This window comes from Hymenobacter lapidarius, from assembly GCF_001816145.1.
GTDB classification, from domain to species: Bacteria; Bacteroidota; Bacteroidia; order Cytophagales; family Hymenobacteraceae; genus Hymenobacter; species Hymenobacter lapidarius.
This window is the reverse complement of record NZ_MDZB01000044.1, coordinates 63,609-87,460: the sequence shown is the minus strand read 5'-3', so window position 1 is coordinate 87,460 and position 23,852 is coordinate 63,609. Positions and strand designations below refer to the sequence as shown.

At 62.2% G+C, this 23,852-nt stretch carries 20 protein-coding genes; 12 read left to right on the top strand and 8 right to left on the bottom strand.

Annotation, left to right across the window (positions count from 1 at the left end; all coding sequences use genetic code 11):
* Positions 1-18 precede the first annotated feature (18 nt).
* Positions 19-654 carry a DUF4230 domain-containing protein gene (locus BEN47_RS02100; protein ID WP_070724558.1) on the top strand — a complete coding sequence of 212 codons (636 nt, stop codon included), beginning with the start codon at positions 19-21 and terminating at the stop codon, positions 652-654.
* A 6-nt stretch (positions 655-660) separates the two neighbouring features.
* On the opposite strand, the gene BEN47_RS02095 is transcribed toward BEN47_RS02100, so the two are convergent.
* Entirely contained in the window at positions 661-1,167 is a 507-nt protein-coding gene (locus BEN47_RS02095; RefSeq protein ID WP_070724557.1) for a regulatory protein RecX, read from the bottom strand.
* A gap of 109 nt (positions 1,168-1,276) precedes the next feature.
* Between BEN47_RS02095 and BEN47_RS02090 the strand changes: the two genes are divergently transcribed.
* Positions 1,277-2,194: a DMT family transporter gene (locus BEN47_RS02090; RefSeq protein ID WP_239691479.1), complete on the top strand. Its 918-nt coding sequence runs from the start codon at positions 1,277-1,279 to the stop codon at positions 2,192-2,194.
* 177 nt (positions 2,195-2,371) lie between these two features.
* Here the strand turns inward: BEN47_RS02090 and BEN47_RS02085 are convergent, their stop codons facing one another.
* The gene (locus BEN47_RS02085) at positions 2,372-2,992 is read right to left on the bottom strand and encodes a Riean_0653 family protein (RefSeq protein WP_070724552.1); all 621 of its coding nucleotides are present in this window, start codon (positions 2,990-2,992) and stop codon (positions 2,372-2,374) included.
* A 1,003-nt stretch (positions 2,993-3,995) separates the two neighbouring features.
* On the opposite strand from BEN47_RS02085, the gene BEN47_RS02075 reads away from it, so the two are divergent.
* The 8 genes from BEN47_RS02075 to BEN47_RS02050 all read left to right on the top strand — a co-directional run bounded on the left by BEN47_RS02075 (position 3,996) and on the right by BEN47_RS02050 (position 11,578).
* Complete coding sequence (locus BEN47_RS02075; RefSeq protein ID WP_083322027.1) at positions 3,996-6,638, top strand: DUF5686 and carboxypeptidase regulatory-like domain-containing protein; 2,643 nt, start codon at positions 3,996-3,998, stop codon at positions 6,636-6,638.
* Between the two features lie 252 nt (positions 6,639-6,890).
* Positions 6,891-8,039, top strand: a complete 1,149-nt coding sequence (locus tag BEN47_RS02070; RefSeq protein ID WP_083322026.1) for a BamA/TamA family outer membrane protein — start codon at positions 6,891-6,893, stop codon at positions 8,037-8,039.
* A gap of 10 nt (positions 8,040-8,049) precedes the next feature.
* On the top strand, positions 8,050-8,664 hold the full coding sequence (locus BEN47_RS02065; RefSeq protein WP_070724546.1) for a methyltransferase family protein: 615 nt from the start codon (positions 8,050-8,052) through the stop codon (positions 8,662-8,664).
* Between the two features lie 167 nt (positions 8,665-8,831).
* A complete protein-coding gene (locus BEN47_RS20740) occupies positions 8,832-9,071 on the top strand; it encodes a hypothetical protein (protein WP_125921449.1) in 240 nt (79 codons plus the stop codon).
* 14 nt (positions 9,072-9,085) lie between these two features.
* A complete protein-coding gene (locus BEN47_RS22410) occupies positions 9,086-9,208 on the top strand; it encodes a hypothetical protein (protein WP_262490369.1) in 123 nt (40 codons plus the stop codon).
* Between the two features lie 66 nt (positions 9,209-9,274).
* Entirely contained in the window at positions 9,275-9,622 is a 348-nt protein-coding gene (locus BEN47_RS02060; RefSeq protein WP_070724544.1) for a hypothetical protein, read from the top strand.
* Positions 9,623-9,676: 54 nt separating this feature from the next.
* Positions 9,677-9,994, top strand: coding sequence for a hypothetical protein (locus tag BEN47_RS02055; RefSeq protein ID WP_070724542.1), 318 nt, complete (start codon positions 9,677-9,679; stop codon positions 9,992-9,994).
* 417 nt (positions 9,995-10,411) lie between these two features.
* Positions 10,412-11,578 (top strand): hypothetical protein, encoded by a 1,167-nt coding sequence (locus tag BEN47_RS02050; protein ID WP_070724541.1) that lies wholly within the window; start codon positions 10,412-10,414, stop codon positions 11,576-11,578.
* Between the two features lie 131 nt (positions 11,579-11,709).
* Here the strand turns inward: BEN47_RS02050 and BEN47_RS02045 are convergent, their stop codons facing one another.
* Positions 11,710-14,652: a TonB-dependent receptor gene (locus BEN47_RS02045; protein WP_083322025.1), complete on the bottom strand. Its 2,943-nt coding sequence runs from the start codon at positions 14,650-14,652 to the stop codon at positions 11,710-11,712.
* 220 nt (positions 14,653-14,872) lie between these two features.
* Here BEN47_RS02045 and BEN47_RS02040 point away from each other — a divergent pair, with 220 nt between their 5' ends.
* The gene (locus tag BEN47_RS02040; protein ID WP_070724534.1) at positions 14,873-15,700 is read left to right on the top strand and encodes a DUF547 domain-containing protein; all 828 of its coding nucleotides are present in this window, start codon (positions 14,873-14,875) and stop codon (positions 15,698-15,700) included.
* Between the two features lie 356 nt (positions 15,701-16,056).
* Entirely contained in the window at positions 16,057-16,521 is a 465-nt protein-coding gene (locus BEN47_RS02035; RefSeq protein ID WP_070724532.1) for a CHRD domain-containing protein, read from the top strand.
* Between the two features lie 153 nt (positions 16,522-16,674).
* On the opposite strand, the gene BEN47_RS02030 is transcribed toward BEN47_RS02035, so the two are convergent.
* The 5 genes from BEN47_RS02030 to BEN47_RS02010 all read right to left on the bottom strand — a co-directional run bounded on the left by BEN47_RS02030 (position 16,675) and on the right by BEN47_RS02010 (position 23,845).
* Positions 16,675-18,114 carry an amidohydrolase family protein gene (locus BEN47_RS02030; RefSeq protein ID WP_070724531.1) on the bottom strand — a complete coding sequence of 480 codons (1,440 nt, stop codon included), beginning with the start codon at positions 18,112-18,114 and terminating at the stop codon, positions 16,675-16,677.
* A 29-nt stretch (positions 18,115-18,143) separates the two neighbouring features.
* Positions 18,144-20,264 (bottom strand): tetratricopeptide repeat-containing sensor histidine kinase, encoded by a 2,121-nt coding sequence (locus tag BEN47_RS02025; protein WP_125921448.1) that lies wholly within the window; start codon positions 20,262-20,264, stop codon positions 18,144-18,146.
* An 81-nt stretch (positions 20,265-20,345) separates the two neighbouring features.
* Entirely contained in the window at positions 20,346-21,272 is a 927-nt protein-coding gene (locus BEN47_RS02020) for a hydrogen peroxide-inducible genes activator (protein WP_070724529.1), read from the bottom strand.
* Between the two features lie 232 nt (positions 21,273-21,504).
* Positions 21,505-22,131: a hypothetical protein gene (locus tag BEN47_RS02015; RefSeq protein ID WP_070724528.1), complete on the bottom strand. Its 627-nt coding sequence runs from the start codon at positions 22,129-22,131 to the stop codon at positions 21,505-21,507.
* Positions 22,132-22,297: 166 nt separating this feature from the next.
* On the bottom strand, positions 22,298-23,845 hold the full coding sequence (locus tag BEN47_RS02010; RefSeq protein ID WP_239691478.1) for a M16 family metallopeptidase: 1,548 nt from the start codon (positions 23,843-23,845) through the stop codon (positions 22,298-22,300).
* Positions 23,846-23,852: the final 7 nt, after the last annotated feature.

The following is a 23,852-nucleotide window of genomic DNA, read 5'->3' as shown; positions in this document are numbered from 1 at the left end:
GCCCGTACTTTACCGTATATGAACATCATTCGCCTTTTTCGCCGCCTGCTCCCGCTGCTTTTCCTGGTGGGATTGGGGTGGTTTTTGTGGCGCCAGGTGGCCCCCACGCTGAGCACCTGGACCGGCTTGGTCGACCCCAATCCCCAAATAACCGTGACGCACAACACCGTGCTTACGCAAGTGGAAGCGCTGGGCCGGCTGGAATTGGTGCGCTACCGATTCAAGGACGTGGTGGAGTACAAGCGCCGCACCTACCGGTTTTTGCCGGAGTCGAAAGTAGCGCTGGTGGTGGCCGGCGAAGCCGTGGGCTGCATCGACCTGCGCAAGCTGAAGCCGCAGGACGTGGTGCTGGAAGGCGACTCGGTAGTGCGCGTGTCCCTGCCCGCGCCCGAGCTGTGCACTTTCCAAATCAACCACAAGCAAAGCCGCGTGTTCAGCACCGAAAACGGCTTCTTTCAGGATGCTGAGCTGGTAGACGAAGGCTATAAATACGCCGAGGCGCAGGTGCGCAACGCTGCCCTGCAATCCGGAATCCTGGCCGAAACCCAGCGCAACGCCGAGCAGATTCTGGTCCCTTTGCTGCGCACGCTCACCGGGCGCCGCGTGATACTGGGGCAGCAGATGCGGCTGCCGGAAACGGGACCCAAGCAATAAGCCGCGCTACTCCTCGTCCTCCGGTGCTTTGCCCAAGTCGTCGAGGGCCATTTTTATCAGGTCCTGCTCGTAGCCTTTGCCGGTGAGGTACTGCGAGATTTTCATGCGGCGCACGCGCGGGTTCTTTTCTTTTTCCTGGCGGTCTTTCTTCTCCATCACGTCGACCAGGTTCTGGTAGTATTCCTCGCCGTCGATTTCCTTCATGCCCGACTTGATGCAGTACTCGCTGAGGCCCTTGTGCTTGAGCTCTTGCAGGATGCGGCGGCGGCCCCACTTTTTGTGGCGGTAGTGGCCCCGCACAAAGGCCTGGGCAAACCGCTCCTCGTCCAGTAGCTTTTCGCGGCTCAGGCGGATGATGATTTCGCCGGCTTCGTCCTCGTCCAGGCCGTAGGAGCGCAGCTTTTGCTCTACTTCTTTCTGGGTGCGCTCCTGGTAGGCGCAGAAGGCGGCAATTTTTTGCAGGGCCTCGCCGGGCGTGTACTGCTTGGGCGTTTTGTCGGGGCTTTTGAACATAGAGGGGAAGCAAGTAGCTAATAATCCTGAACAATGCGACCGGCACTTCGTTACCCAAGCCGGCGCACATTTGTGCAATTACTACTCCGGAGCCTATGCTCCCCGCTGCTTGAAACTGGAATTGACCCCCGGCGTCCGCCAGATGCTGCTGAGCACCTTATTCTTTGCGGGCATGAATGCCTGCGTGAAGCAGCTGCACCACCTGCCCGCGCTCGAAATTATTTTCTTCCGGTCCATCTTTTCCATTGTGGCCAGCTACGTGGCCCTGCGGCGGCTGCACGTAGCCCCCTTCGGCAATAACTACCGCCTGCTCATCAGCCGGGGCAGTACCGGGGCGCTGGCGCTTATTTGCTACTTCCTGGCGCTGCAAAATCTGCCGCTGGCTACGGCCGTGACGGTGCAGTACCTGGCCCCGATTTTTACGGCCGTGCTGGGTATCTGGCTGGTGCGCGAGCCGGTGCGCCGCTGGCAGTGGGCGTTTTTTGCGCTCAGCTTTGGCGGCGTGCTGCTGGTGCAGCAGGGTGGCCCGGCCATCTCCGCTACCAGTGCCGCGGCCACGGGCGGGCTGGCCTTTCTGGGCATTGGGGTGCTGGGGGCCTTTGTTTCGGGCCTGAGCTACAACGCTATCCGGAAGCTGCGCGGGCGGGAGCATCCGTTGGTTATCGTTTTTTACTTTCCCCTGATTTCGCTGCCGCTGGCGGCGGTGGCCTGCCTTTTCCAGTGGACCACGCCGCACGGCACCGATTGGCTCTGGCTGCTGGCCTGTGGCGTTTTCACCCAAGGCGCCCAGCTCACCATGACGCGGGCCTACCAGATGGAGCGTCTCAGCCGCGTGGCCCCGCTCAACTACCTGGGCATGTTCTACGCCCTGGGCCTGGGCTACCTGTTTTTTGCCGAAGCCTTTGGGCCGCTGGCGTATGCGGGCATGGCGCTGGTGCTGCTGGGCGTGGGCCTGAACGCTTGGTACACCAACCGCGTGGATGCCCGCGCCGCCGCGCTGCCGCCCGCCGAGGAAGTAGTGGCGTAAAGTGGCCCGCCCCCGAAAAGAAGCACAGGCCACGCCAAGCGCAGAAAAAGGGGGCGTGCGGCCAAAAGTCGGGTTAAAACGTTTGAATTAGAGGTTTCCCCTTTTTCTTAACAACACCCCTAAACAGAAACAAGGTGATAAATTAAAAATGGGGCTGAGAAAGCGCTGGAAAGGGGCCTAAAACTTGCAGTCGAACCGGCCCTCGGTGACGCGCGCGGTTTTTCCGCCCGGAATTGGCGTTCCGTTGCCCGTCAGCCCGCTCGTGACCTCGGCGGGCGTGAACTCGAAGGTGCCCGACACGACGCGGGCCACGGTATCGAGGCGGGTCACGACCAGGCGGCCCGGAGCGCCGGGGCCGGTGAGTAGCTCCTGGGCCGGGCTCCGCTTGAAGGTAAAGCGGGCGTAGGCGGTGGGTCCGTTGACGACGGACGGGTTGGCGCTTTGGTCGAACGTGAAGGTGCCGGGCCCGGTAATGTCGGGCACGTACAGTTTCAGGCTCGTTTCGCCATGCACGTGCGTCCGGTCGTCAATGTTCTTGGTCAGGGTAAGCTCCAGCGGGTGCCGCCCGCCCCGGACTTTGCGCCACAGGGCGTCAATGGCCGGTAGGGGGGTGCCGTTCATCATCTGGCCGTTGTGGCGGGGCACCCAGGTAAGGCCGTCCACGACGCAGCCGGCGGTGTTCGCGCCGGTCTGGGTGGCGGCCGGCATCTTGTCCTCGGGCACGGGCGCGAGTTGCGGGTTGCACCGGGTCAGGCCCAGCAGGGCGGCGAGCAGCAGAACGGGGGTAGAAAATTTCATGGGCAGACGCAAAAAAAAATTATTGAAAACCAGCTCCTAACGGAGGTTAGGTACGGAGCAGCGTGTTTCTGTTCACGCACAATTTAGGACCCCGGCTGCTGGAAGCAGCCATCGTCCGGGATGCAAAGGCAGGGGGGAGCAACACGACCCCTGCAAAACAATGGGTACTGCTCAATTGGGATGACCACGATGTTCGTCAGCACGAGTTCTGGTAACGGAACGGCCCCGGGCGGCTGAATCTCAGCCGGGACTGCGTACCACTCGTATATCGTCGCCCATGGGGTTTGTTGCGTTTGCGGAGTGAGTTTGTACCGGGCAGTAAATTGGGTGCCGACCCCATAGCACAGGGTGTCTGGGAGGTCGAACACTTTCGCTTGTGTGTACAGCCTTCCGGTCCAACCGGGCAGTTCCAACGGAGCAATATCAACAACCCACCGGGGACGGGGATTCTTTGAATTCGCATTAACTGTCGTTTCAATCCTGACTACTCGAGCAGTTACCACTTCAGTTTCCGAAGTAAATTCTTCTTTTTGACAACTGTTGCTCATGGCCACAGCACCAAGGCCAACCAAGGCTAATATCCGCATGGTTATCATCATTAAGACTTAAAAGGTGAAGTGGCGAAAAAAGGACAAGCCTGATTTCTATCGAAGACGACCGGTGACGATGTGCGTTGGTTGCATGATGCGGTTCGAAACAACTCGGTGGATACGGCAAACATCCTCTTTTCGTGAAGAGCTGGATGCGTATAGACGATGAGCAATGCTAGGATGTTGTTAATCAAATAGGGCAAAACCTCCAACTCAAACAGGTTGAGCCGGCCTTCAGCTTCACGCCACCTTTTCCGCCCCTGGCGCGACCTGTACTCAGCTTTCCGACAGTTCCTAACGTACAGCGGCTGCAATTGCGTCAACCCACAAGGCAACCTTATGGCCCTGGCTGGCATTTGTTGCTGCATGGGCCCGTAACTTGGACGAGCCTTTTTCTGCCATTTGCTGCTTCTATGTTGTCGACTGCGTTGCGTCTCGTTGGGTTTGTGTTGTTGCTGAGTGCCTTGCCAGGGTTGAGCTGGGCCGGCCTCATCAAGGGCACGGTGCGCGGGGCCAACAGCGAGGGCCTGGCGTTTGCCAACGTGGCCGTGCGCGGCGCCTCCACCAGCACCGGCGCCAACGAGCAGGGCCAGTTCCAGCTGCGGCTGCCAGCGGGGCAATACGAGCTGGTGTTTCAGTACGTGGGCTACCGGCCCCAGATTCAGCCGGTGCGCGTGCAGGGCGGCGACACCCTGCTGGCCGTGAACGTGACGCTGCAGCCCGAGTCCTACAACCTGGGCGAAGTGCTGGTGAAATCCACCGACCGCGACCCGGCCTACGCCATCATTCAGCAGGCCCAGCAGTGGCGGGCCTACCACCGGCGCGAGGTGGCCTCCTACCGGGCGCGCATCTACATCAAAAGCCTGGGCCGCATCAACGACACGCCGGAGAAAATCATGGGCCTGTTCAAGCTCGGTCCCGACATCAAGAAAGGTATTTTCTACCTCTCCGAAAGCCTGTCCGACTTCAGCTTTACGCAGCCCAACGTGGTGAAGGAGCGTATGATATCGAGCCGGGTGAGCGGCGACTCGCGGGGCCTGAGCTTCAACCGTGCCAGTGCGGGGCGCAACCTGGGTTTCTACGACAACCTCATCAAGCCGGGCTTCTCGGAGCGGGGTTTTGTGTCGCCCATCGCCAGCAACGCCATGCTGTTCTACAAGTACGAGCTGGTGGGCAGCACCCCGCAAGGGGGCGCGACGGTGCATAAAATCCGGGTGACGCCTCGCCGCCGCACCGACCCAGTTTTCACGGGTTTCATCTACATCGTGGACGGGTCGTGGCGCATTCATTCCGTGGCGTTGAACCTCGACAAAGACGCGCAGATTGACTACGTGGACGAGCTGACCATTGCCCAGCAGTACGCCCCGGCACCCGGCAACGCCAACGTCTGGCTCCTGCAGTCGCAGCAGGTGCGGGCCAACCTGTCGGGCCTGGGGTTCAAGGGCTCGGGCTACATCACGGCCGTGCTTTCCAACTACGCCAGCGTGGTGCCCACCTACCCCACGCCGCCCGTGGCCGCCACCCCGCCGCCCGTGACGGAAAAAGACGATGCGCCCCTGGGCCAGGAAACCGCCGCTCAAATTCGCAAGCGCAAGCCCGACCTGCGCGGCCTCAGCGCCCAAGTGCGCAAGCAGGTGAAAAAGGCCCAGCGCGACTCGCTCAAAACCGACGTGCTGGCCCAGATGCCGCGCGGCCAGGTGCAACTCATCGAGAAGGGCGTGAACGAGCGCGACTCCGCCTACTGGGACCAGGTGCGCCCCGTACCCCTCACGGCCGAGGAGCAAAAAGACTACGCCGTGAAGGACAGCACCGAAGTCATTCGGGCCTCGCGCCCTTACCAGGACTCGCTCGACCGCAAGCGCAACGAGTTCCAGCCCATCAACTTGGTGCTGGGCGGCTACACGTACCAAAACAGCTTCAAAAAGCAGTCGGTGTCGGTGCTGCCGCTCTCGCGCATTGTGCAGTATAACACCGTGGAAGGGGGCGTGCTCAACGCCCAGGCGGTGTTCCGGCAGCGCACCGACGACCGGCGCTCCTTCACCTTCACGCCCACGCTGCGCTACGGCTTCAGTAGCAAGGAGCTGAACCCCAGTCTGGAAATTGCCTGGCAGCTGCACCCGGCCAAGGTGCAGCGGGTTTCGCTTTCGGTGGGCCGCACCATCGAGAATTTTGACCGCAACTCGCAGCTCACGCCCGCCATCAACAGCGTGTACACCCTGCTGGCCAACCGCAACTACGCCAAGCTCTACCGCCGCGAGGGCGCCGAGTTTTCCTTTGCCACCGAGCCCCTCAACGGCCTCAATCTGAACGCCAGCGCGGCCTACTTTGACCGTTACCAACTATATAACACCACCACTGAGCTGCTGCGCGACGTGCGCGGCCGGGCGTTCACGCCCAACCTGCCCGTGAGCGAGGAATTGCCCAACGCCAACTTCGGCCAGAGCCAGGTGCTCACTCTGGGGTTGTCGCTGGATTTCAAGCCCGGCCAGCGCTACATCAGCCGGCCCGATGGCAAGTTCAACCTGGGCTCCAAGTACCCCACTTTCAACCTGCAGGGCCGCTTGGCCGTGCCGAGCGTGCTGGGCTCCGATGTGCGCTACCTGCTGCTGCAAGCCGGCGTGCGCGACAACGTGCCGCTGGGCCTGCTGGGCACCAGCAGCTACCGCGTAAGCGTGGGCGGCTTCGTGGGCCGGCAGCAGAGCATGACCTTCGTCGATTACCGCCACTTCTCCGGCAACCAGACCGTGCTGGCCGGCAACTTTAGCAACTTCCAGCTGCTGGACTACTACCGCTTCAGCACCAACAACTCCTACCTCGAAGCCCACTACGACCACCACTTCAACGGCTTCTTCCTCAATAATATTCCGCTGCTGCGCAAACTGAAGTGGCAGGAAGTGGCCACGCTGAACTACCTCACCACCCGTCAGGCCGGGCACTACGTGGAGTTGGGCGCGGGCATCGAACACATCTTGAAAGTAGTGCGGGTTGACTTGTACACCGCCCTGCAAAGCGGGCAGAAGCTGGGCACGGGCGTGCGGGTTGGCATCGGGTTCTAGGGGGATGCAGGGATAGTACCCGAAACGTCATGCCGAGCGCAGCCGAGGCATCTCGCTCGATTCGTTAGACGGTGCGAGCGAGATGCCTCGGCTCGCTCGGCATGACGTTTTAATAGTGGTTCTCACGGCTTTCACTGCACGCTCTGAGTCCGCCCTCGTGCCGGCCTCAACAGCCCGCTGTCCGCAATTCAATCTAAGCACCAAGCCCATGCCGTAGCTTGCCTGGCCGGTACCGGCCTTATCTTGCTCGCTATGCGTTTATTTCCTTTGTTGATGCTGCTGGTGCTCAGCCCGCTGGTGCTGCTGGCCCAGGCCCAGGTGCCCGAAACGCCCTCCGAGCCCGCCCCGGCTGCGGAGGCCAAGCGCGACAAGCCCAGCTTTATTCCCTTTCCCATTGTGTTTTCGCAGCCGGAAACGGGCCTGGGCTACGGGCTGGCCGTGCTGCCGGTCTTCCGGCTGGGCACCGACACCACCACGCGCAAGTCCAACGCCCGGCTCATCGGCTGGCGCACCCAGAAAAAGCAGAGCCTGATTCAGCTCACGCACAGCGTGTTCACGCCGGGCGAGCGGTATCTCTTCTCCGGCGAGGTGAGCTTCTACAACCAGTTTCCGATTAACTACTACGGCTTCGGGCCCGAAACGCGGCTGGAGGACAAGTCGGTTATCGAGTACAAAGTCCTCATTTTCAACCAGCGCGCGCTGAAGCGGCTTGCGCCGGGCTTGTTTGCCGGCCTGCAGTACCGCCTCACCGACCTGCGCGACGTGCAGCTGAACGAGGGCATCGACGACGACCCGCTGCGCAGCCGGCTCTTTGACCGGCCCGCCCGCGAGTACCAGCAGAACACCTTCATTTCCGGCCTGGGCCCGGCCCTGCTCTACGACGCCCGCGACAACGTGCTGAGCACTTTCCGCGGCAACTACCTGGAAGTATCGGCCCTGCTCAACGGTGGCGCCCTGGGCAGCGACTACCGCTTCGGCCGCTACCTGCTCGATGCCCGCCACTTCCGGCCCCTGACCACCGATAATAAAACCATTCTGGCCCTGCAGCTGGTGGGGCAGTTCCAGGGCGGCAATGTGCCCTTCCGGGAGCTGGCCAACCTGGGCGGGTCCAACCTGCTGCGGGGTTTTTACGAAGGCCGCTACCGCGACCGGCAGCTGCTGGCTGCCCAGGCCGAAGTGCGCCGGGTGCTGTTCGGCCGCTTCAACGGCGTGCTCTTTGGTGGCGTGGGCCAGGTGGGCAACACCCTCGGCGATTTCGACCAGGGCGGGCTGAAGGTGGCGGGCGGCGCCGGCCTGCGCTTCCGCTTCAACCGCCTCGACCGCCTCAACGTGCGCCTCGACTACGGCGTGGGCACCGGCAAATCCACCGGCGTGTACTTCAGCATCGGCGAAGCATTTTAGCGCCGGGTTTATGCTGCTGCTTGCCTTTTGCTGGACCATTTACTTCGCGCTGCACAGCCTGCTGGCCACCACTTGGGTGAAAAGCGCCGCGGCCCGGCAGTTTCCCCGCGCGGTGCGCTTCTACCGCTTGGCCTACAACCAAGTATCGGTGTGGGGCTTCCTGCTGATACTGCGCTACCAAACCCAGCTGCCTGCTACGCTGTTTTTTGCGCCCGGCCCGCTGGTGTTGGCCTTGGGCTACGCACTGCTCGCGCTGGGCGTGCTGGTGGCCGTGGCCGCCCTCCGGGGCTATGACCTGGCCGAGTTTGCGGGTTGGGCCTACGTGCGGCGGGGCCCCGCCGCCGCCGATGGCACCCTGCGCGTTGCGGGGCTCAACCGGCTGGTGCGCCACCCGCTGTACCTGGGCTTGTTGCTGGGGCTGGCGGGATTCTGGCTGCTGGCTCCCTCGGATGTTCGCAGCGTTTTTGTGGGCTGCAATGTGGCCTACATCTTGGTGGGCACGCGCCTCGAAGAACGCAAGCTATTTGCCCGGTTTGGGGCGGCCTATGCCCGCTACCAGGCCCGCGTGCCGCAGCTGCTCCCCCTGAAATGGCGAACCACCCCGCCAGGCAACGCGCCCAGTTAACGGCTGCTTAAACGAATAAGCCCAGTAGGGTAGGGCCTTCAGCATTACGTGCGGCTCCTGCCTTTGGCGCGCTCCGTTTTATCCCTGGCCAGTATCCATCCCGTGGTCGTTCCGCCCTGGAAGCAAGCTGCTGGGGCTTCTCTCCTTCCACTTCTGCTTCTTCGATTATGAAACACTTCCTTCTGGCGCTGTGCCTGCCAATTGCCCTTGGAATGGCCCTCCCCGCACGGGCCCAAACCACGTCCGTACCGTCCGTACCTCCAGCAAATGCTAATCGAACGGAGGAATACTGCCAGGTGAAAGCACGGGGCAAGTGGAACGGCCGGGTTGTGGTGTCAATCGATTACGGGCAGCAGCAAAAGCCACTTTCCGAGAATCTGTTTCGCGACCCGGCGGCCAGCCGGTAGAATTCAATTCGGCCATGGACGCGCTGAACTGGCTGAACGCCCAAGGCTGGGAGCTGGCCAGCACCTTCGTTCTCGTCGATGACGGCGATAGCGCGGCGTACTACGTGCTGCGCCGTCGTTTGCCGAAGTCTGGTTAAAACCACCGCTAAAATAAACGCGGCCAGTACCTTCGCTACTACTCCTTGCGTTGACGTTTTCCTACTATGCCCTTCTTAGAAATACTGTCCCTAGGGCTGTTTTTTTTCGTGTTCCTGCACGTTCCAGCCTTTGTGTTTTACAACCGCACCCGCATTCAGCAGATGCTTTACTACATAAACCTATGCCGGGGGCGCGAGCTAAAAGAGATAGATTATTTGGACTTGCTGGATGAATACACCTCCTTTTTGGGATACGCCAGCTTCTCGCCCAACCGCAAGTACTACCCGAGCCTGTACACAAACGCGGCCTTTGCTGCCTTTGCCCACCGGTCCAAACGCATCATGCAATACTTCGCGTTGGTGCTGGTAGTCGGGGTGCTGAGCATGATGCTCCTAGACCTCGTCCAAAAGTAGTGGACCTCCTCCTATACAAGTCCTTCGCGGCCACCTCAACTCTCCTGCTGTTCAATGCTCAATGCTATTTTTTTTATCCTCTTCATTCACGTAGGAGTGGGGGCGTTCTACAACAAGTACCGCATCCGGCAACTCCTGAAGTACATCAGCTTGAGTCGAGGGCGGGAGCTAACCGAAGCGGAGTTTCTGGTGTTGTTGCGGACTTACACCTCATTTTGGGCCCCCTACCGCTTTTCCCCCAGCCGCACGCGCTACCCGGCGCTCTACACCAACGAGGACTTTGTGACCTTCGCCCGGCAATCCAAGTACGTGATGATGTACGTCTACGCCGTCGCAATTCCGTGTGTCGTGTGGATGTGGAGTTTGACCTAACTCGCGCAGACCCACCGCTAGTACTGTTCGGCTAAAACCTCCTTTCTCTGAACTACGGGCTACAGCCCAGCACTTGGTGCCTCCACACCTGCTGAGGGGTGACGCAAGTTCAAGAAATTAGTTTACCATTCAAAGTTTAAGTAACCTCACTTAGGGATGAGTTTGCTAAACTCGTTTTGAGACTACTTGAAGCAGTTGATATCTGTCAGGATATTCCCGCTTGAGGGGCAAAAAGCAAACGGGAAAACATGACTGGCTCTGAGCCCAGTCCCGCCTCGCCCGCCTGCCCGGGTTGCTCCTGGTATCGCAGCGCGGCTGGAAAATCCATTGGTACGCGTTGGGAGTAGATAAGCCAGCGGCGCGTTGCCCCGCTGAGTCGGTTACCTTGCGACTCTTTTCTTGCTTTAGCCCCTGGATATGCGCTTGTTGGAAGTATTGACCCCCGCTCAGGTCCGCGAATTCATTGAGTTTCCGGTGCGGCTGTACGCCGGCGACCCCAACTACGTGCGGCCCCTGGACCGGGACATTGAAACGGTGTTCAACCGGGAGAAAAACAAGTATTTCCGCCACGGCGAGCTTATTCGCTGGCTGCTGGTGGATGGCGCGGGCAAGACCCTGGGCCGGGTGGCGGCCTTCGTGAACGAGCGCACCGCTCACACCTTTGCCCAGCCCACGGGCGGCATGGGTTTCTTTGACTGTGTGGACGACCAAGCGGCGGCCGACGCGCTGCTCAACGGCTGCCGCGAGTGGCTGCAGGGCCGGGGCATGCAGGCCATGGACGGCCCCATCAACTTCGGCGACCGTGACCAGTGGTGGGGCCTGCTGATTGACAACTTTGGCCCGCCGCTGTACACCCAAAACTACAACCAGCCCTACTACCAGCGCCTGCTGGAAAACTTCGGATTTCAACTGTATTTCAATCAGTTCACCTACTTCCGTAAGGTGGCGGCGCCGCTCACGCCCGAGTACCAGGAGAAAGCCTCGGTGCTGTTCGAGGACCCCAACTACAGCTTCGAGCACCTACGCGTAGCAAACCTGACCAAGTACGCCGAGGACTTCCGCCAGATATACAACAAGGCCTGGGTGAAGCACGACGGCGTGAAGGAGATGGCGCCCGAGCAAGCGGCCAACATCATGCGCAAGCTGCGGCCCATCATCGACGAGAAAATCTGCTGGTTTGCCTACCACCACGGCCAGCCGGTGGGTTTCTTCATTGCCCTGCCTGAGCTCAACGAGCTGTTTCGGCACGTGGGCGGCAACCTTAACTGGTGGGGCAAGGCCCGGTTTGCCTGGTACCGCTGGCGCGGGGCCGTGCGCACCATGACCGGCATTGCCTTCGGCATCGTGCCCGACCACCAACGCAAGGGCCTGGAAATGGCCTTCATCCTGGCCGCTTCCAAAACCGTGCAGGACACCAGCAAGGTGCATTACGAAGACTTTGTGATGAACTGGATTGGCGACTTCAACCCCAAGATGATGCGCGTGGCCGAAACCATCGGGGGCGAAATCTGGCGCACCCACGGCACCTTCCGCTACCTGTTCGACCGAAGCCAGCCCTTCGAGCGCGCCCCGGTGATAGAGTAGCTGGTGAGGTGCCCGGGCACCTCACCCCCGGCCCCACGCCGCTTGCAGCTTCACCCGTGCCCAAAATTCTCACAAAAAAAGCCCTGACCAGTTGGTCAGGGCTTTTTGCTGCGCCTGCTTTTTGGGCAGGTTTAGAAGGAGTAAGCGACGCTTACGGTCACATTGCGGGGCAGGATGGGCCGCACCAGGTTGTAGGCGTTTTCGGCGATGGTCTTGCCGTTGGCGGCGCGGGTTTTGAGGTATTCGGCCGAGAAGTTTTCGCCGTTGCGGGCGGCGGCATCGCCGAAGCCGATGGTGTTGAGCAGGTTGGAGCCCTGCACGCGCACCTGCACGCCTTTCAGGTTGCCGCTGGTTACGTCGTACACAATGCCGCCGAAGAGCACGCCGTAGCTGGGCAGCAGCAGGTTGTTGCGCTTGGTGGCAAACCGCTCGCCAAACCAGCGGTAGTTGGCAAACAGGTTGAAGCCGCGGTAGGTGTAGTCGGCGCCACCTTCCAGCAGTAGGTCGGGGGTGTCTTCAAGCTTGTTACCCTTCAGGTTGATAACCTGGGTGCCGGTGCGGGCGGGGGTTTGCGGGTCGAAAGGCACCTGAATGTTGAAGTCCAGGAAGCGGGGGCGCTGCACCGTGCCGATGCCGCGCAGGGTCAGGCCGGCCACTGGCGAGTAGGCGGCTTCCACTTCCACACCCAGGTTGTCCACGTTGCCGCGCTGGGGCACCAGGGTCAGGCCGCCGTTGGCGTCCGAGGTCTGGATGGTGAACGGAATGTTGGTGTTGCGGCTATAAAAAGGCACCACGCCGGCACTAAACTTGCCGCTGGCCACTTTCACGCCCGCTTCGGCCTGCAGCACGCGCTGCACCTCGCCGCGAATGGTCACGCTCTGGTCGCGGGGGTTCACGCCGTATGCAAACTGGTCGTTAGTCGGAGCCACGCCCGAGTTGCTGTAGCGGGCATAAGTAGCCACCTGGTCCGAGAACTTATAGTTGGCGCCCAGCGAGTAGTTGAAGGTGCTGAAGTTGAAGTCCCAGGTGCGCAGGTCGCTCACGTTCTGCAGGAAGCGGTTGTCGTAGAACGTGCGGTACTGGCCATCAAGGCCGCCGTTGGAGCCGCCGAAGCCGTTGGCGGCCGTGGGCGGGCCCACGAAAGGTGTGAACCGCGAGTCGGGATTGATGAGCACCGCCGTTTTGGGCGAAAAGCCCTTGGCGTGGCTGGTCTCGAGGCGCACGCCGCCGTCGAAGCGCAGCTTATCGGTGGCCTGCCACTGGTCGCCGGCGTAGTAGCTCAGCACCTGCGTGGTGTTGGTGGAATTGAAGAGCACGCCGCTGCCCAGGCTCTGGAAAAGGAAGCCGTTTTTGGTCACCTCAATGGGCTGACCGCCAAACAAAGGGCCCTGCGTGGGAATGGTAATGTTGAGCAGGCGCGGCCGGTTGGCCACCTCCTGCACCACCAGGTTGTAGCTCAGGCGCTCCTTGATGGTGTAGCGGCTGGCGTAGAAGCCGCCGGTGAGCTGGTGCTTGCCCACCGTTTTCTGCAGCTTCAGGTTGTTGATGGCGTTGGTGGCGGGTTTGTCGTCGGGGAAAATACCGGCGAGGTTCACCAGGCCATTGCCGTTGAGGTTGGCAATGTCGATGGGCGTGCGGGTGGGGTCGTCGGCGTAGGTAAACACCGGCGTGCCGGCGCCCAGCGGCCGCAGCGCGGCGTACTGCGCCGCCAGGCCCAGGCCCGGAATGGGCGGCTGGATGTCGTACACGCCGTCGGTGCTCAGGTTGGCGTCGAGCAGGCGGGCGTTGTCGGTAAGGGTGAAGCCGTTGCCCAAATCAAAGAACACCTCCGACGACACGGCCTTGTAGCGGGTGTGCTGGCCGTTGGCCAGGTCCCGGGTGAGGTCGCCCTGGCCGTTGTTGAAGGGGTTCGGGATGGTGGTGACCTGCTGAAACTGCGAAACCATGGTGCCGCGGCGGAAGTCGGGGCCGCCGGGAATCTGCTGCGGATTGTTCAGGTTTTGATAGGGAATGCTGGTGTAGTAGGCCACCCGGTCGTTGAGGTACTTACCGTAGAGCCGCACGTAGCCGTTTTTCAGGTTATAGGTCACGTTGGCTTTCACGCCGCCGCCCACGTTGGCCGGGAAGCCGGCGTAGCGCGTGCCCACGTCGTAGCGGTAGAAACCGCCGATGTTGAAGCGCAGCGGCGTGCCCTTGATGGGGCCGCCCAGGTTGGCATCAATCCGCTGCAGGCCGCCGAGCTGGGCCAGGCCGGTGCGGTCGGAGTAGAAGCCCTGGTCGCCGCCGGTCAGGCGCACAATGCCGTGCAGCTTGTCGCCGGTGCCGGTCTTGCTCAGGAAGTTGACGATGCCGCCGGGGGCGTTGTTGGCCGCTAGGCCCGCCGAGCCGCCGCGCAGCACCTCGAGCCGGTCGATGGTTTCGTCCACGCGGAAGTGAATGTCGGACTTGGCAAAGGTGAGCGAGCCCACTTCCAGAATGGGCAGGCCGTCTTCCATCAATTGCAGGAAGCCGAAGCCCGACTCCGCGTTCACCGGCAAGCCGCGGGGCGAGACCGAGTTGGCCGCTTCGCCGCCGTCGGAGTTTACCCGGAAGCCGGGCACGGCCATGAGCAGGTCGGCGGTACCGCGCGACACCCGGTTCTGAATCTGCCGGGCGTTGAGCGTGGTGACGGCCGTGGAGCTTTCCAGCTTGCTCTGGGGGTTGAAGTTGCCGGTAACCACCACGCCGTCCATTAGCAGGGGGTCCCGGGCCAGCGAGGCATTGAGGGTGGCGGTACCGCCGGCGGTGACGGTGATGGCTTGGTTAGCCACCTTATAGCCCAGGTACGACACCGTGGCAGTGTAGCTGCCCGCCGGCGCGGTGAGCGAAAACGACCCGTCGGCGCCGGTGGTGGTGCCGAGGTTGCCGGGGTTGAGCACGACCGTGGCGCCGACCAGGGGCTGGCGCTGCTCGTCGGTAACGGTGCCCGTGACTGGGCCGGAAGCGGCGTTCTGCGCGTACGCGGCCGGTGCCAGCGCACAGACGATGGCCACCGCGGGAAACAGTCGCCCTAAAAGGGTAGTGTTTGGAGTCATGAAGGATGAAATTAGACGGAAATGCGAAACTACTCGGTCGTAGCGCCAAGACAATACGGACCACGTTACTCGCTGGATTTTCAGCAAGGCAAATTGTGCGGCCTGCCCCCCCCTAAACCGTCAGGAACAGCCGTGGCAGCATCCAAACTAACATTCGCTGCGTAGGTTTGTGACGGGACCGATTCTGGTTCTGTTTTGGCTGTTCAGTGCCTCTTGCCTTATGACGTTTAACCGTTTCTCGCAATCAACTTCGCGCCGGGCCGTCCTGGCTCTGGTGCTGCTGGCGTCGCTCCTGATGGGTAGCTGCAAGTACGTGCGCTACATCAAGCAACTGGACCCCACGATGGCCGGCACCAAGCCGGTTGACCACGTGCCCTATAACGCCCTGCTCAAAAAGCACGTGGACGCGCAGGGCATGGTGAACTACCGCGCCTTCCTGGCCGATTCGAGCCAGCTCAACGAGTACCTGACCACGGTGAGCAACAACCTGCCCAACGAGCAGTGGAGCAAAAACGACCGGCTCGCCTACTGGATAAATGCCTACAACGCCTTCACCATTCAGCGGGTGTTGCGCGGCTACCCGGTGAAAAGCATCCGCCAGCTGGGCGGCGACGAAACGCTGGTGAATACGGTGTGGGACCAGCAGTTCATTCGCTTGGGTAACGACAAGGACAAATACAGCCTCAACGATTTGGAGCAGCGCCTGATTCGGCGCAAGTTCAGCGGCGAGTACCGGGTGCACTTTGCCCTGGTGTGCGCGGCCATCTCGTGCCCCAAGCTGCGCAACGAAGCTTATGTGGGCAGCCGCCTCGAGCAGCAGCTGGAGGACCAGTCGCGCGATTTCATCAACAACCCCACCAAGAACAAGCTCACGCCCGCCAACGCCCCGCAGGTATCGTCCATCTTCGACTTCTACCCCGGCGACTTCAAGAAAGACGACAACACGCTCTCAAAAACCATCAACAAGTACTCGACCGGCCCCAAAGTGGATGCCGAAATCCAGCCCACGTTCATGACGTATAACTGGGACTTGAACGAGCAGAAGTAACTGCTGCCGCTATGCCGTCCGGCGCCCCGGTCACGCTTCGCTTTGGCGGCGCGTAGCCGGGGCGCTGTCGTTTGAAGGGCGCCGCCCCGTGCACTCGGTCATCTCTTTGGGGTGTTGAGCCCAGTACGTTCACCCACAAGCCACTTATCACATCCCCAGCTATTGGGTGCAGGCATTTCCCCGGCATAAAACCCCTCGCCCGCAGGTCTGATTTCCCTGTTTTGCGCCGCCTAACCCGCGAATGTCCCTGAACCGGTCCGGCCAAACCTTTTTTGCGCTTATCAGCAAAAACATTATGACGGGCCCAGGCGTTAGGCAAGCGTAATTCTTTTTTAATCATCACTTTATTGCATCCCATGAACCGCATTTTCTCTACTCTCCTGCTGGCCACCGGCCTTTTGGCCGCCAGCGGTTGCTCCGACGACAGCAACGACACGGCACCCGCTGCCCCAGCCCTGCCCGTTGTTTCGGCCGCCTTTTCAGGCGCCCAGGAAGTGCCCGCCGTGGCCACAGCCGCCACGGGCAATTTCGCCGGCACCTTCGACCGTGCCACCCGGGAGTTGCGCTTTACTGTCACCTACTCTGGCCTGACGCCCACCGCCGGCCACCTGCACACCGGCGCGCCCGGCGCGAACGGGGCAGTCTTCCTGCCGTTCCCTTTCAACAACGCGGCCAGCACCGGCTTCGAGTCGCCCATTAATGGCACCACCATCCTGAGCCCGGCACAGGCAACTGCTCTGTTGGCCGGCGGCGTGTACGCCAACCTGCACACCGCCGCCACTCCCAGCGGTGAAATCCGCGCCAACCTCACGGTTAAATAAGCATAGCGCCTGCCCATTGGCATGCCCCGAAAGCTCAGAAAGCACCGGTCCATCAGGCCGGTGCTTTCTGAGCTTTCGGGGCATGCTGGTCAGGATGCCATTGGGTTCCGGAAGGTTCGTTCGGGAAGCCGGTAAGATATCCGAAGCGTCTCGTTACTGATTCTTAATAGCCCGCATCAGATTGGCCAGGGCGGGCGCCGGGTAGGCTTTGCCGCGCGACACCACCGTGTCAATTTTCCTGATGTTGTTGATGTCCTCCAGCGGGTTGGCGGTCAGCAGCAGCAGGTCGGCGTCTTTGCTTGGGGCGATAGTGCCGGTGCGGCCGGCCACGCCCATAAACCGGGCCCCGTTGATGGTGGCCGTCTGCAGGGCTTGCAGAGGCGTGAGGCCGGCCTGCACCAGCAGCAGCAGCTCGTCTTGTAGCGAGGCGCCGGGGTAAATAAACGAGTTGAAGGGCCCGCTGTCGGAACCGGCCAGAATGGGAACCCCTTCGGCCTGCATCAGCGGTATCAGGCTCATAAACTTGGCGTTAAGCTTGCGGCTGAAGGCGTTGGCGGCGGGCGACTGCAGGCGGGCGCTGGCCAGGCGCCGCGCATACGTGGCCTGAATCTTCGGGTCGATGTAAGCCCGCAGGGTGTCCTGGCTGTGGTCGTTACCGGGCAGCTCGGCCAACGTTTTCTGGATGTGCAGCGTGGGCACTGCGGCCGTCTGGCGCTTGGCCATCAGCTGGAAAATTCGGGTGGCGGCGGCGGGGCTGTAGGTGTCGTATACGGTGGGCAGCACGGCAAACAGGCCCAGCGGCTTGGGCGTTTTCAGGCTGGCTTTCACCAGCGCCGTGAGGCTGTCTTCCTTGCTCGAACAGGCTTTGAATACGTAATAGAGGTGCTCGGTTGCATCCAGGCCATTCTTCACGGCGTCGCTCAGCTTCACCGAGTAGGGCATGTGGCCGGTGGTTTTCATGCCGCGCCGCTGGGCGTACTTGATGGTGTTGAGGTAGGCCGCACCGGAGATTTTGCTGTCGTAAATCTTCACGTAGTCCACCTTCAGCCGTTGCAGGGAATCGAGGGCCCGGCGAATCTGGGCGGGCGTTTCCACTTCCAGCGAGCCGGGCCAGTACGCCTGGGGCCCGTCAATCTTGGGGCCGGAGGTGAAGATGTTCGGCCCCGCGATGCGGCCGGCTGCCAGCTCGCTGCGCCACTGGTACACGCTGGGTGTGAGGTCGCCGCCAGCGTCGCGCACCGTGGTGATGCCGTGGGCCAGAAAGAGCGTCAGGCTCTTTTTGTTGGCCGCAATCAGGCTGTCGCCGCCCCGGAAATGCACGTGCATGTCCCACAGGCCCGGAATGAGGTAACGGCCGTTGCCGTTCACGTACTGTTTGGCGGCGTAGCTGTCTTTGTCGGCCACTTGTATCTCCACAATCTTGCCCCTGGCAATGGCCACCACTTGATTGGGGCGCAGCTCCCCGGTCACCACATCCACAATGGTGACGTGGTTGATAACCACATCGTAAATCTCCAGCTTGGTGGGCCGGCGGGCGCAGGTGGCCAGCAGCACGGTCACGGCCAGGCCCAGGAGTAGTCGAAGAAATATCATGCGGAAACGAGCAAGCGGGGGCGGCAAAGTTAGGCGGGTATTCGGACCGTGAACTCGGCAAATTCTCCCGCCTGGGTTTCCATGGCCAGGTTGCCCCGGTGGCCTTTGGTAATGATGTCGTGCGCGAGCGACAGGCCCAGTCCGGTGCCATCGCCGGGGGGCTTGGTGCTAAAGAAAGGATGGAACGCCTGCGCCGCCACGGCCGCCGACATGCCCACGCCGTTGTCGCGCACCCGGATTTCCACCTCCGGCCCCACGCGCTGCGTCGTCACGCTCACCATGGGTTGGTAGCCCGGTTCCTGGGCCTGCCGCTGCCGCACCGAATAAAGGGCGTTGTTGAACAGGTTGAGTAGCGCCCGGCCGAGCTCGTCGGGTACCACCGCCACCGGCTGCAAGCCAGGGGCGAAAGACGTGTGCAGCTCAATAGCCGACGCCGCGCCCGGCATCGGCTTGCCGTGGTCGGTGCGCAGCAGGTACTCGGCCACCAGGGCGTTGATGTCGGTGGGCTGCGGCTCGCGGGTGCCGGTGCGCGCATGGTCCAGCATCTCTTTGATGATGGAAGAGGCGCGCCGGCCGTGCTGGCTGATGTTCTTCAGGTTCTGCTTCAGGCCGGCCATTATTTCCCGCTCCAGCTCCGCCGAACGCGCCGTGCCGGGCTGCTCTTTGTCAATCATGGCCATGCTCACTTCGGCAAAGTTCTGCATGAAAGCCAGCGGATTGCGCAGCTCATCGGCAATATCAGCCGATAGTTCTCCCACGAAGCTCCATTTCTCGGCCGCCACCAGCTGGGCCTGGGTGCTCCGCAGCTCGGCCAGCGCGGTTTCCAGCTCCTGGCGCTGCGCTTCAATGCGGGTGTTGCGCTCGTTGAGCAGGAGGTTGGCCTGCCGCTGCTGCCGGTTGTTGCGCCACAGCAGGAACGCCACCGCCCCAATCACGGCCACCAACGCCAGCAACGCCAGCCGTTGGTAGCGAGCGGTTTGCAGTTCCTGCTCTTCGCGCTGGGCCTGCTGGCGCTGCTGCTCATTGAAGGCCAGCAGCTGCAGCCGCTGGAATTTCTCGGGGCCGAATAAGCTGTCGTGCGTGGCCATAGCCAGGCGCTGGTAGTGGAAAGCGCTGTCCACGTTGGCGCGGGCCTGGTACAGGCGCGTGAGCAAGTTGCTGGCCTCCAGCATGGTCATGCGGTAAGACACCTGCCGGGCGGTGCGCAGGGCTTGGTAAGCGTAGCGCAATGCCGAATCCGGCTGTTGCTGCGTGTGGTACAGGTCGGCCATGAGATACGCCGCCATAGCGCGGTTGCGCAAATCGTTGCTGGCGTAGGTTTCCCGGATAGACCGTCGGAAGTAGGCAAAAGCGGCCGCGGTGTGGCCCAGGCGGGCCTGCACCGTGCCCATGTTGCGCAGGGCCAGCGCCACCGCCAGCCGCGGCTGCGGATGCCGGGCAATCAGGGCTTCGGCGCGCTGCTGGGCCAGCAGGGCCGAGTCCAGCACGCCCAGCTTCTCGTAGCAGCTGCCGATGTTGGTGAAGGCGCCGGCCACCCAGGCCTGCTGGCCGCGCTGCTCGAACACGGCTTTGGACTGCTGGTAGTAGCGCAGGGCCTGCCGGTACTGGCGCAGGTCCAGGCTGATGTTGCCCAGCGCATTCAGGCTGCTGGCTTCGCCCTCGGCATCGGGCAGCTCGCGGCACAGCTGCAGGGCCTGCAGCTGCGTGGCAAATGCCTCGGGCAGCTGGCCGCGCTCGCGTTGCACGGCGCCCAGCATGCTCAGGGCCCGGCCTTCGCCCTTGCCAAAGCCCACGCGGCGGGCCACCGCCAGGGCCCGCTGGGCCAGGCGCACGGTAGAGTCCGGCCGGGAAGCCCGGTAGGAGTAGGCCAGCTGCAGGAGCAGCAGCACGCGGCCGGAGTCGGCGGGGGCCTGCGCCACGGCCCGCCGCAGGCTGTCGCTGGCGGCGGTTTGCGCGTTAGCCACTGGCGCAAGGCCAGCCAGGAGCAGCCACAGGAGCAGCACCCGGCGCAACACAGAAATCGAGAGGCAAATGGCGATAATGAGAGAAGCTAGGTGAGCCAAGCCCCCTGGCAGGTAGGTGCGGCTAATGGAACGGTCGGGAGTAGGGTAAGCGGGGCCGGGCCTCACGGCCGGCTTCGAGGGGAGCACACAAGTACGAGAAAACTAACTGATGTGGCTGGGGTCGGGATGTGCAGGCGATTGTTAGCTAATGGTTTATCAGGGCTGGGCTCATCGCCAGCGCACCTTCTGGCCAGCCTGGCCGGCGTGCAGCCGGGCCGGTACGCTGGCCAGAATCATGTCGCGCAGAGCTGCGAGCAGGGTGGTTCGCACAAAGCCGTGGTGCACCACCAGGCTCACCTCGCGCACCGGCGCGGGCGCCTCAAACCGCTTGATGCAGGGGTTGTGGTCCACCTCGTCCAGCATGGCCAGCTCGGGCACCACGGTGTAGCCGTGCTGCCGGCGCACCAGCTCCTTGAGCGTTTCAATGGACCCGCTTTCGTAGGTGACGACCCCGCTGGGGGAGGCTGCCTCGCACAAGCTCAGCACCTGGTTACGGAAGCAGTGGCCCCGTTGCATCAGCCACAGGCCGGGGCGCTGCAGGTCGGCGGGGCTCACGGTGGCTTTTGCCGCCAGCTCGTGGGTTTCGGAAGCCAGCACCAGAAACGGCTCGTCCAGCAAGGGCAGCTCCTGCAGCTGCCGGTCGTCGAGCGGCGTCACCAGCAGGCCCACGTCGAGCCGGTGCTCCTTGAGCTGCTGCATGATGTCCTCCGACTGCAGCTCTTCTATCCGAATGCGCAACGCGGGATACGCCGTGGTCAGGGCCACCAAAAAGCGCGGCACCAGGTAAGGCGCCAGCGTCGGAATCACGCCCAGGCGCAGCTCGCCCACCACGTCGCCCTTCTCCTCCTGCACCAGCTCGCGCAGCAGCTGGGCTTCGCGCAGCACCAGGCGAGCCCGCGCAATGACTTTCGTGCCCACCGCGGTGGGTTCGGCCCCGCGCTGGGTGCGGTCAAACAGCAGCACGCCGAGCTCTTCTTCCAGCTTCTGCACCTGCACGCTGAGCGCGGGCTGGCTCACGTGGCTTTTTTCGGCCGCCAGACCAAACTGCCGGTGCGTGTCCAGCGCGACGAGGTAGGTGAGCTGCTGCAGGTTCATGGGGTTCGGCTTAGTAGGGTCTGGACGAAAGCTCAGCACAGTCATGAGGCGATGACGAGGTACACAAATATAACCTAAGATTATTAGTTGAAATGTTGTATTTGTTCTGACTATGAGAATGTGCTACTGTCTCTGTCTTCCGGCATGGCATCGTGGCGGCTATCGATTGGCAACAAATAAAAAGCCGTCCTGACTGCTCAGAACGGCTTTTTTTAGCGTGGATTATGGCTGCCTATTGGGCCTTCACTTTGAGGTTTTCAAAGCTGCCTTCCAAGATGATGGTGCACTTGGGGCCGCCAAACGTAATGGTTGCGCTGGGCTCGTTCTGCTCGGGGGCCCGCACTTCGTAGGTGCCGCTCACCAGCTGGCGCTTGGCGTCGTAGGCCGTAATGGTGACGTTGCCGGTGAGCTCGCGGGTCGTTTCGCTGAAGCGGTAGAAGGCCCCGCTGCTGCCGGTGGCGGTGCGCACGGTGTAGGTATAGGAGGTAAAAACCGGGTCGGTGGGGCGGTTACGGCAGCGTAGGGCGTAGGTGCCCGTCCACTTGGCCGAGAGCTTGGCGCGGTCTACTTCGAAGTACGCATTGTCGGTGCCCGCCTCAAAATCCAGCGCCAGCACCTGCGGCCCAAGGGTGGCGGTGGCTGTGATGTCGGACGGCCGGTAGCCGGTGCCGTAGCCCGAGTGCGCGGCGCCGCCTGCGGGGGTGGTGGTTATGAAGTCAAAGTAGCTGCTCATTTGAAAAGCCGGCTTGGGGTCGGCGGGGGCGGGAGTGTCGTCCTTGTCCTTGTTGGAGCAAGCGGCGAAGAGTCCGGAAGCAGCGGTGAGGGCCGCCAGCAGCAGCGTGCGGGTAAAGGTTTTCATAGAAATGCAGATGTGGCAGTCAGCCGGGTGAGACGCTTACTGCTTAGGCAAAGGTTGCGCCAGTTCTGGGTGTGCCCCGGCAAAAAAAGTTCCTTTCCGCAGCAAATCCTGTGAATCACTGCGGAAAGGCACTACGTTAGTATGCACAAAATTGAGTTGGTCAGCGCTATAAGGATTTTTTACGCTCGGCTTGAAATTTCTTTAGTTGCGGCGCAATCACCTTTTTATCGCCCACTACCACAATGGTCATGGCTTCGGGGCGCACGTACTTGCGGGCCGTTTCGCTCACCTGCTGCGGCGTCACGGCGTTGATATTTTTTACCTGCTCGGTGAGGTAGGTTTCGGGCAGGCCGTGCAGGTCCAGGGTGTTGAGCTGGCCGATGATGCCGCCGGGATTGGAATTGCGGAGCACGAACATGCCGCCCTCGTAGTTCTGAATCCCCTGGAGCTCATCGGCCGAAGGCGGGTTTTTTTGCAGCAGCTCAACCTCCTTCATGATTTCGCGCAGCGAATTGTAGGTATCGGCCGTGGTCACGTCGGCGTTCTGCGTCCAGTTGGAGGTTCGGTATTTGGTGTCGAGAAAGCTGTAGGGCGAGTACGTGTAGCCCTTGTCTTCCCGAATGTTGCGGGTGATGCGCGAGCCAAACGAGCCGCCGAGCAGCGAGTTCATCACGCGCAGCCGGATGTAGTCCGGGTGGCTGGGGTCGATGACCGGCAGGCCCACCACAATGGTCGACTGCGGCGCGTTGGGCCGGTCCTGGGTCAGCACCTCGCCTTTGTTCACGGGCGTGGCTACTTCAATGCTGGGGGCGGGGCCCTTCGGGAAGCTGGCCCACGCCGCCGTGATGGCCTGCCGCAGCGGCGCGGCGTCGAACCGGCCGGCCACGTACACGCTGGTGCGCTGCCCGCCGTACTGGGTTTGGTAGAAATTCCGGGCCTGTTCCAGTGTCAGGGCATCCACTTGGGCATCAGTGGGCAGGGCGCGGCCGTAGGGGTGGCTGCCGTAGAGGGCGCCCGAGAATTTCTGCCGGGCCTGCACGCCGGGCTGCGACCGTGCCAGGGACATTTGCCGTTTCAGGTCGGTTTTGAGGCGGGCTATTTCCGCGGCGGGCATGGCCGGGTGCAGCACCACATCGGCTAGCAGCGTGGCCATTTCCGGGGCGTACTCGCTCAGGCAGGAAGCCCACAGGTAGGTTTGGTCGGCGCCGGCCGAGATGCTGAGTGTGCCGCCCATGCGCGCCACCCGCTCCGCCAGCTGCGTGGCCGACATCGTGGCCGTGCCCTCCTGCAGCAGCCGGGCCACTAGGTCGGCAATGGCAACTTCGGTGGGCGCTTCGTGCACGTTGCCGGCCTGAATGGCCACCATCATTGTCACTTTCGGCACCTGGCCGTAAGGCACCAGCCGGGCCTTTAGGCCGTTGTCCAGGGTGAATTCTTCTTTGGCGGGCAGGGCAAAATCGCGCGGCGTACCGCCGGCGGGCGGGGCTTCTTTAGGCGCGGCCGGGGCTTTGGTGATGGCCGCTGCTTTGGCTGCACTGGCCGGCCGGCCGGAGACAGCTGGTTTGATGATGCTCTCGGGTTTGGCTGATGCGGGCCGCATTAGCGTGGCTGGCTTAGGCGGCCTGGGTTTCTCTGGGTTCACCTGGGCCCAGCCTGCCGGGGCAGCGGCGGCAACAAGGGCAGCGCTGAGCAGCCCAATTACTAGCTTGTTCATGGCGAAA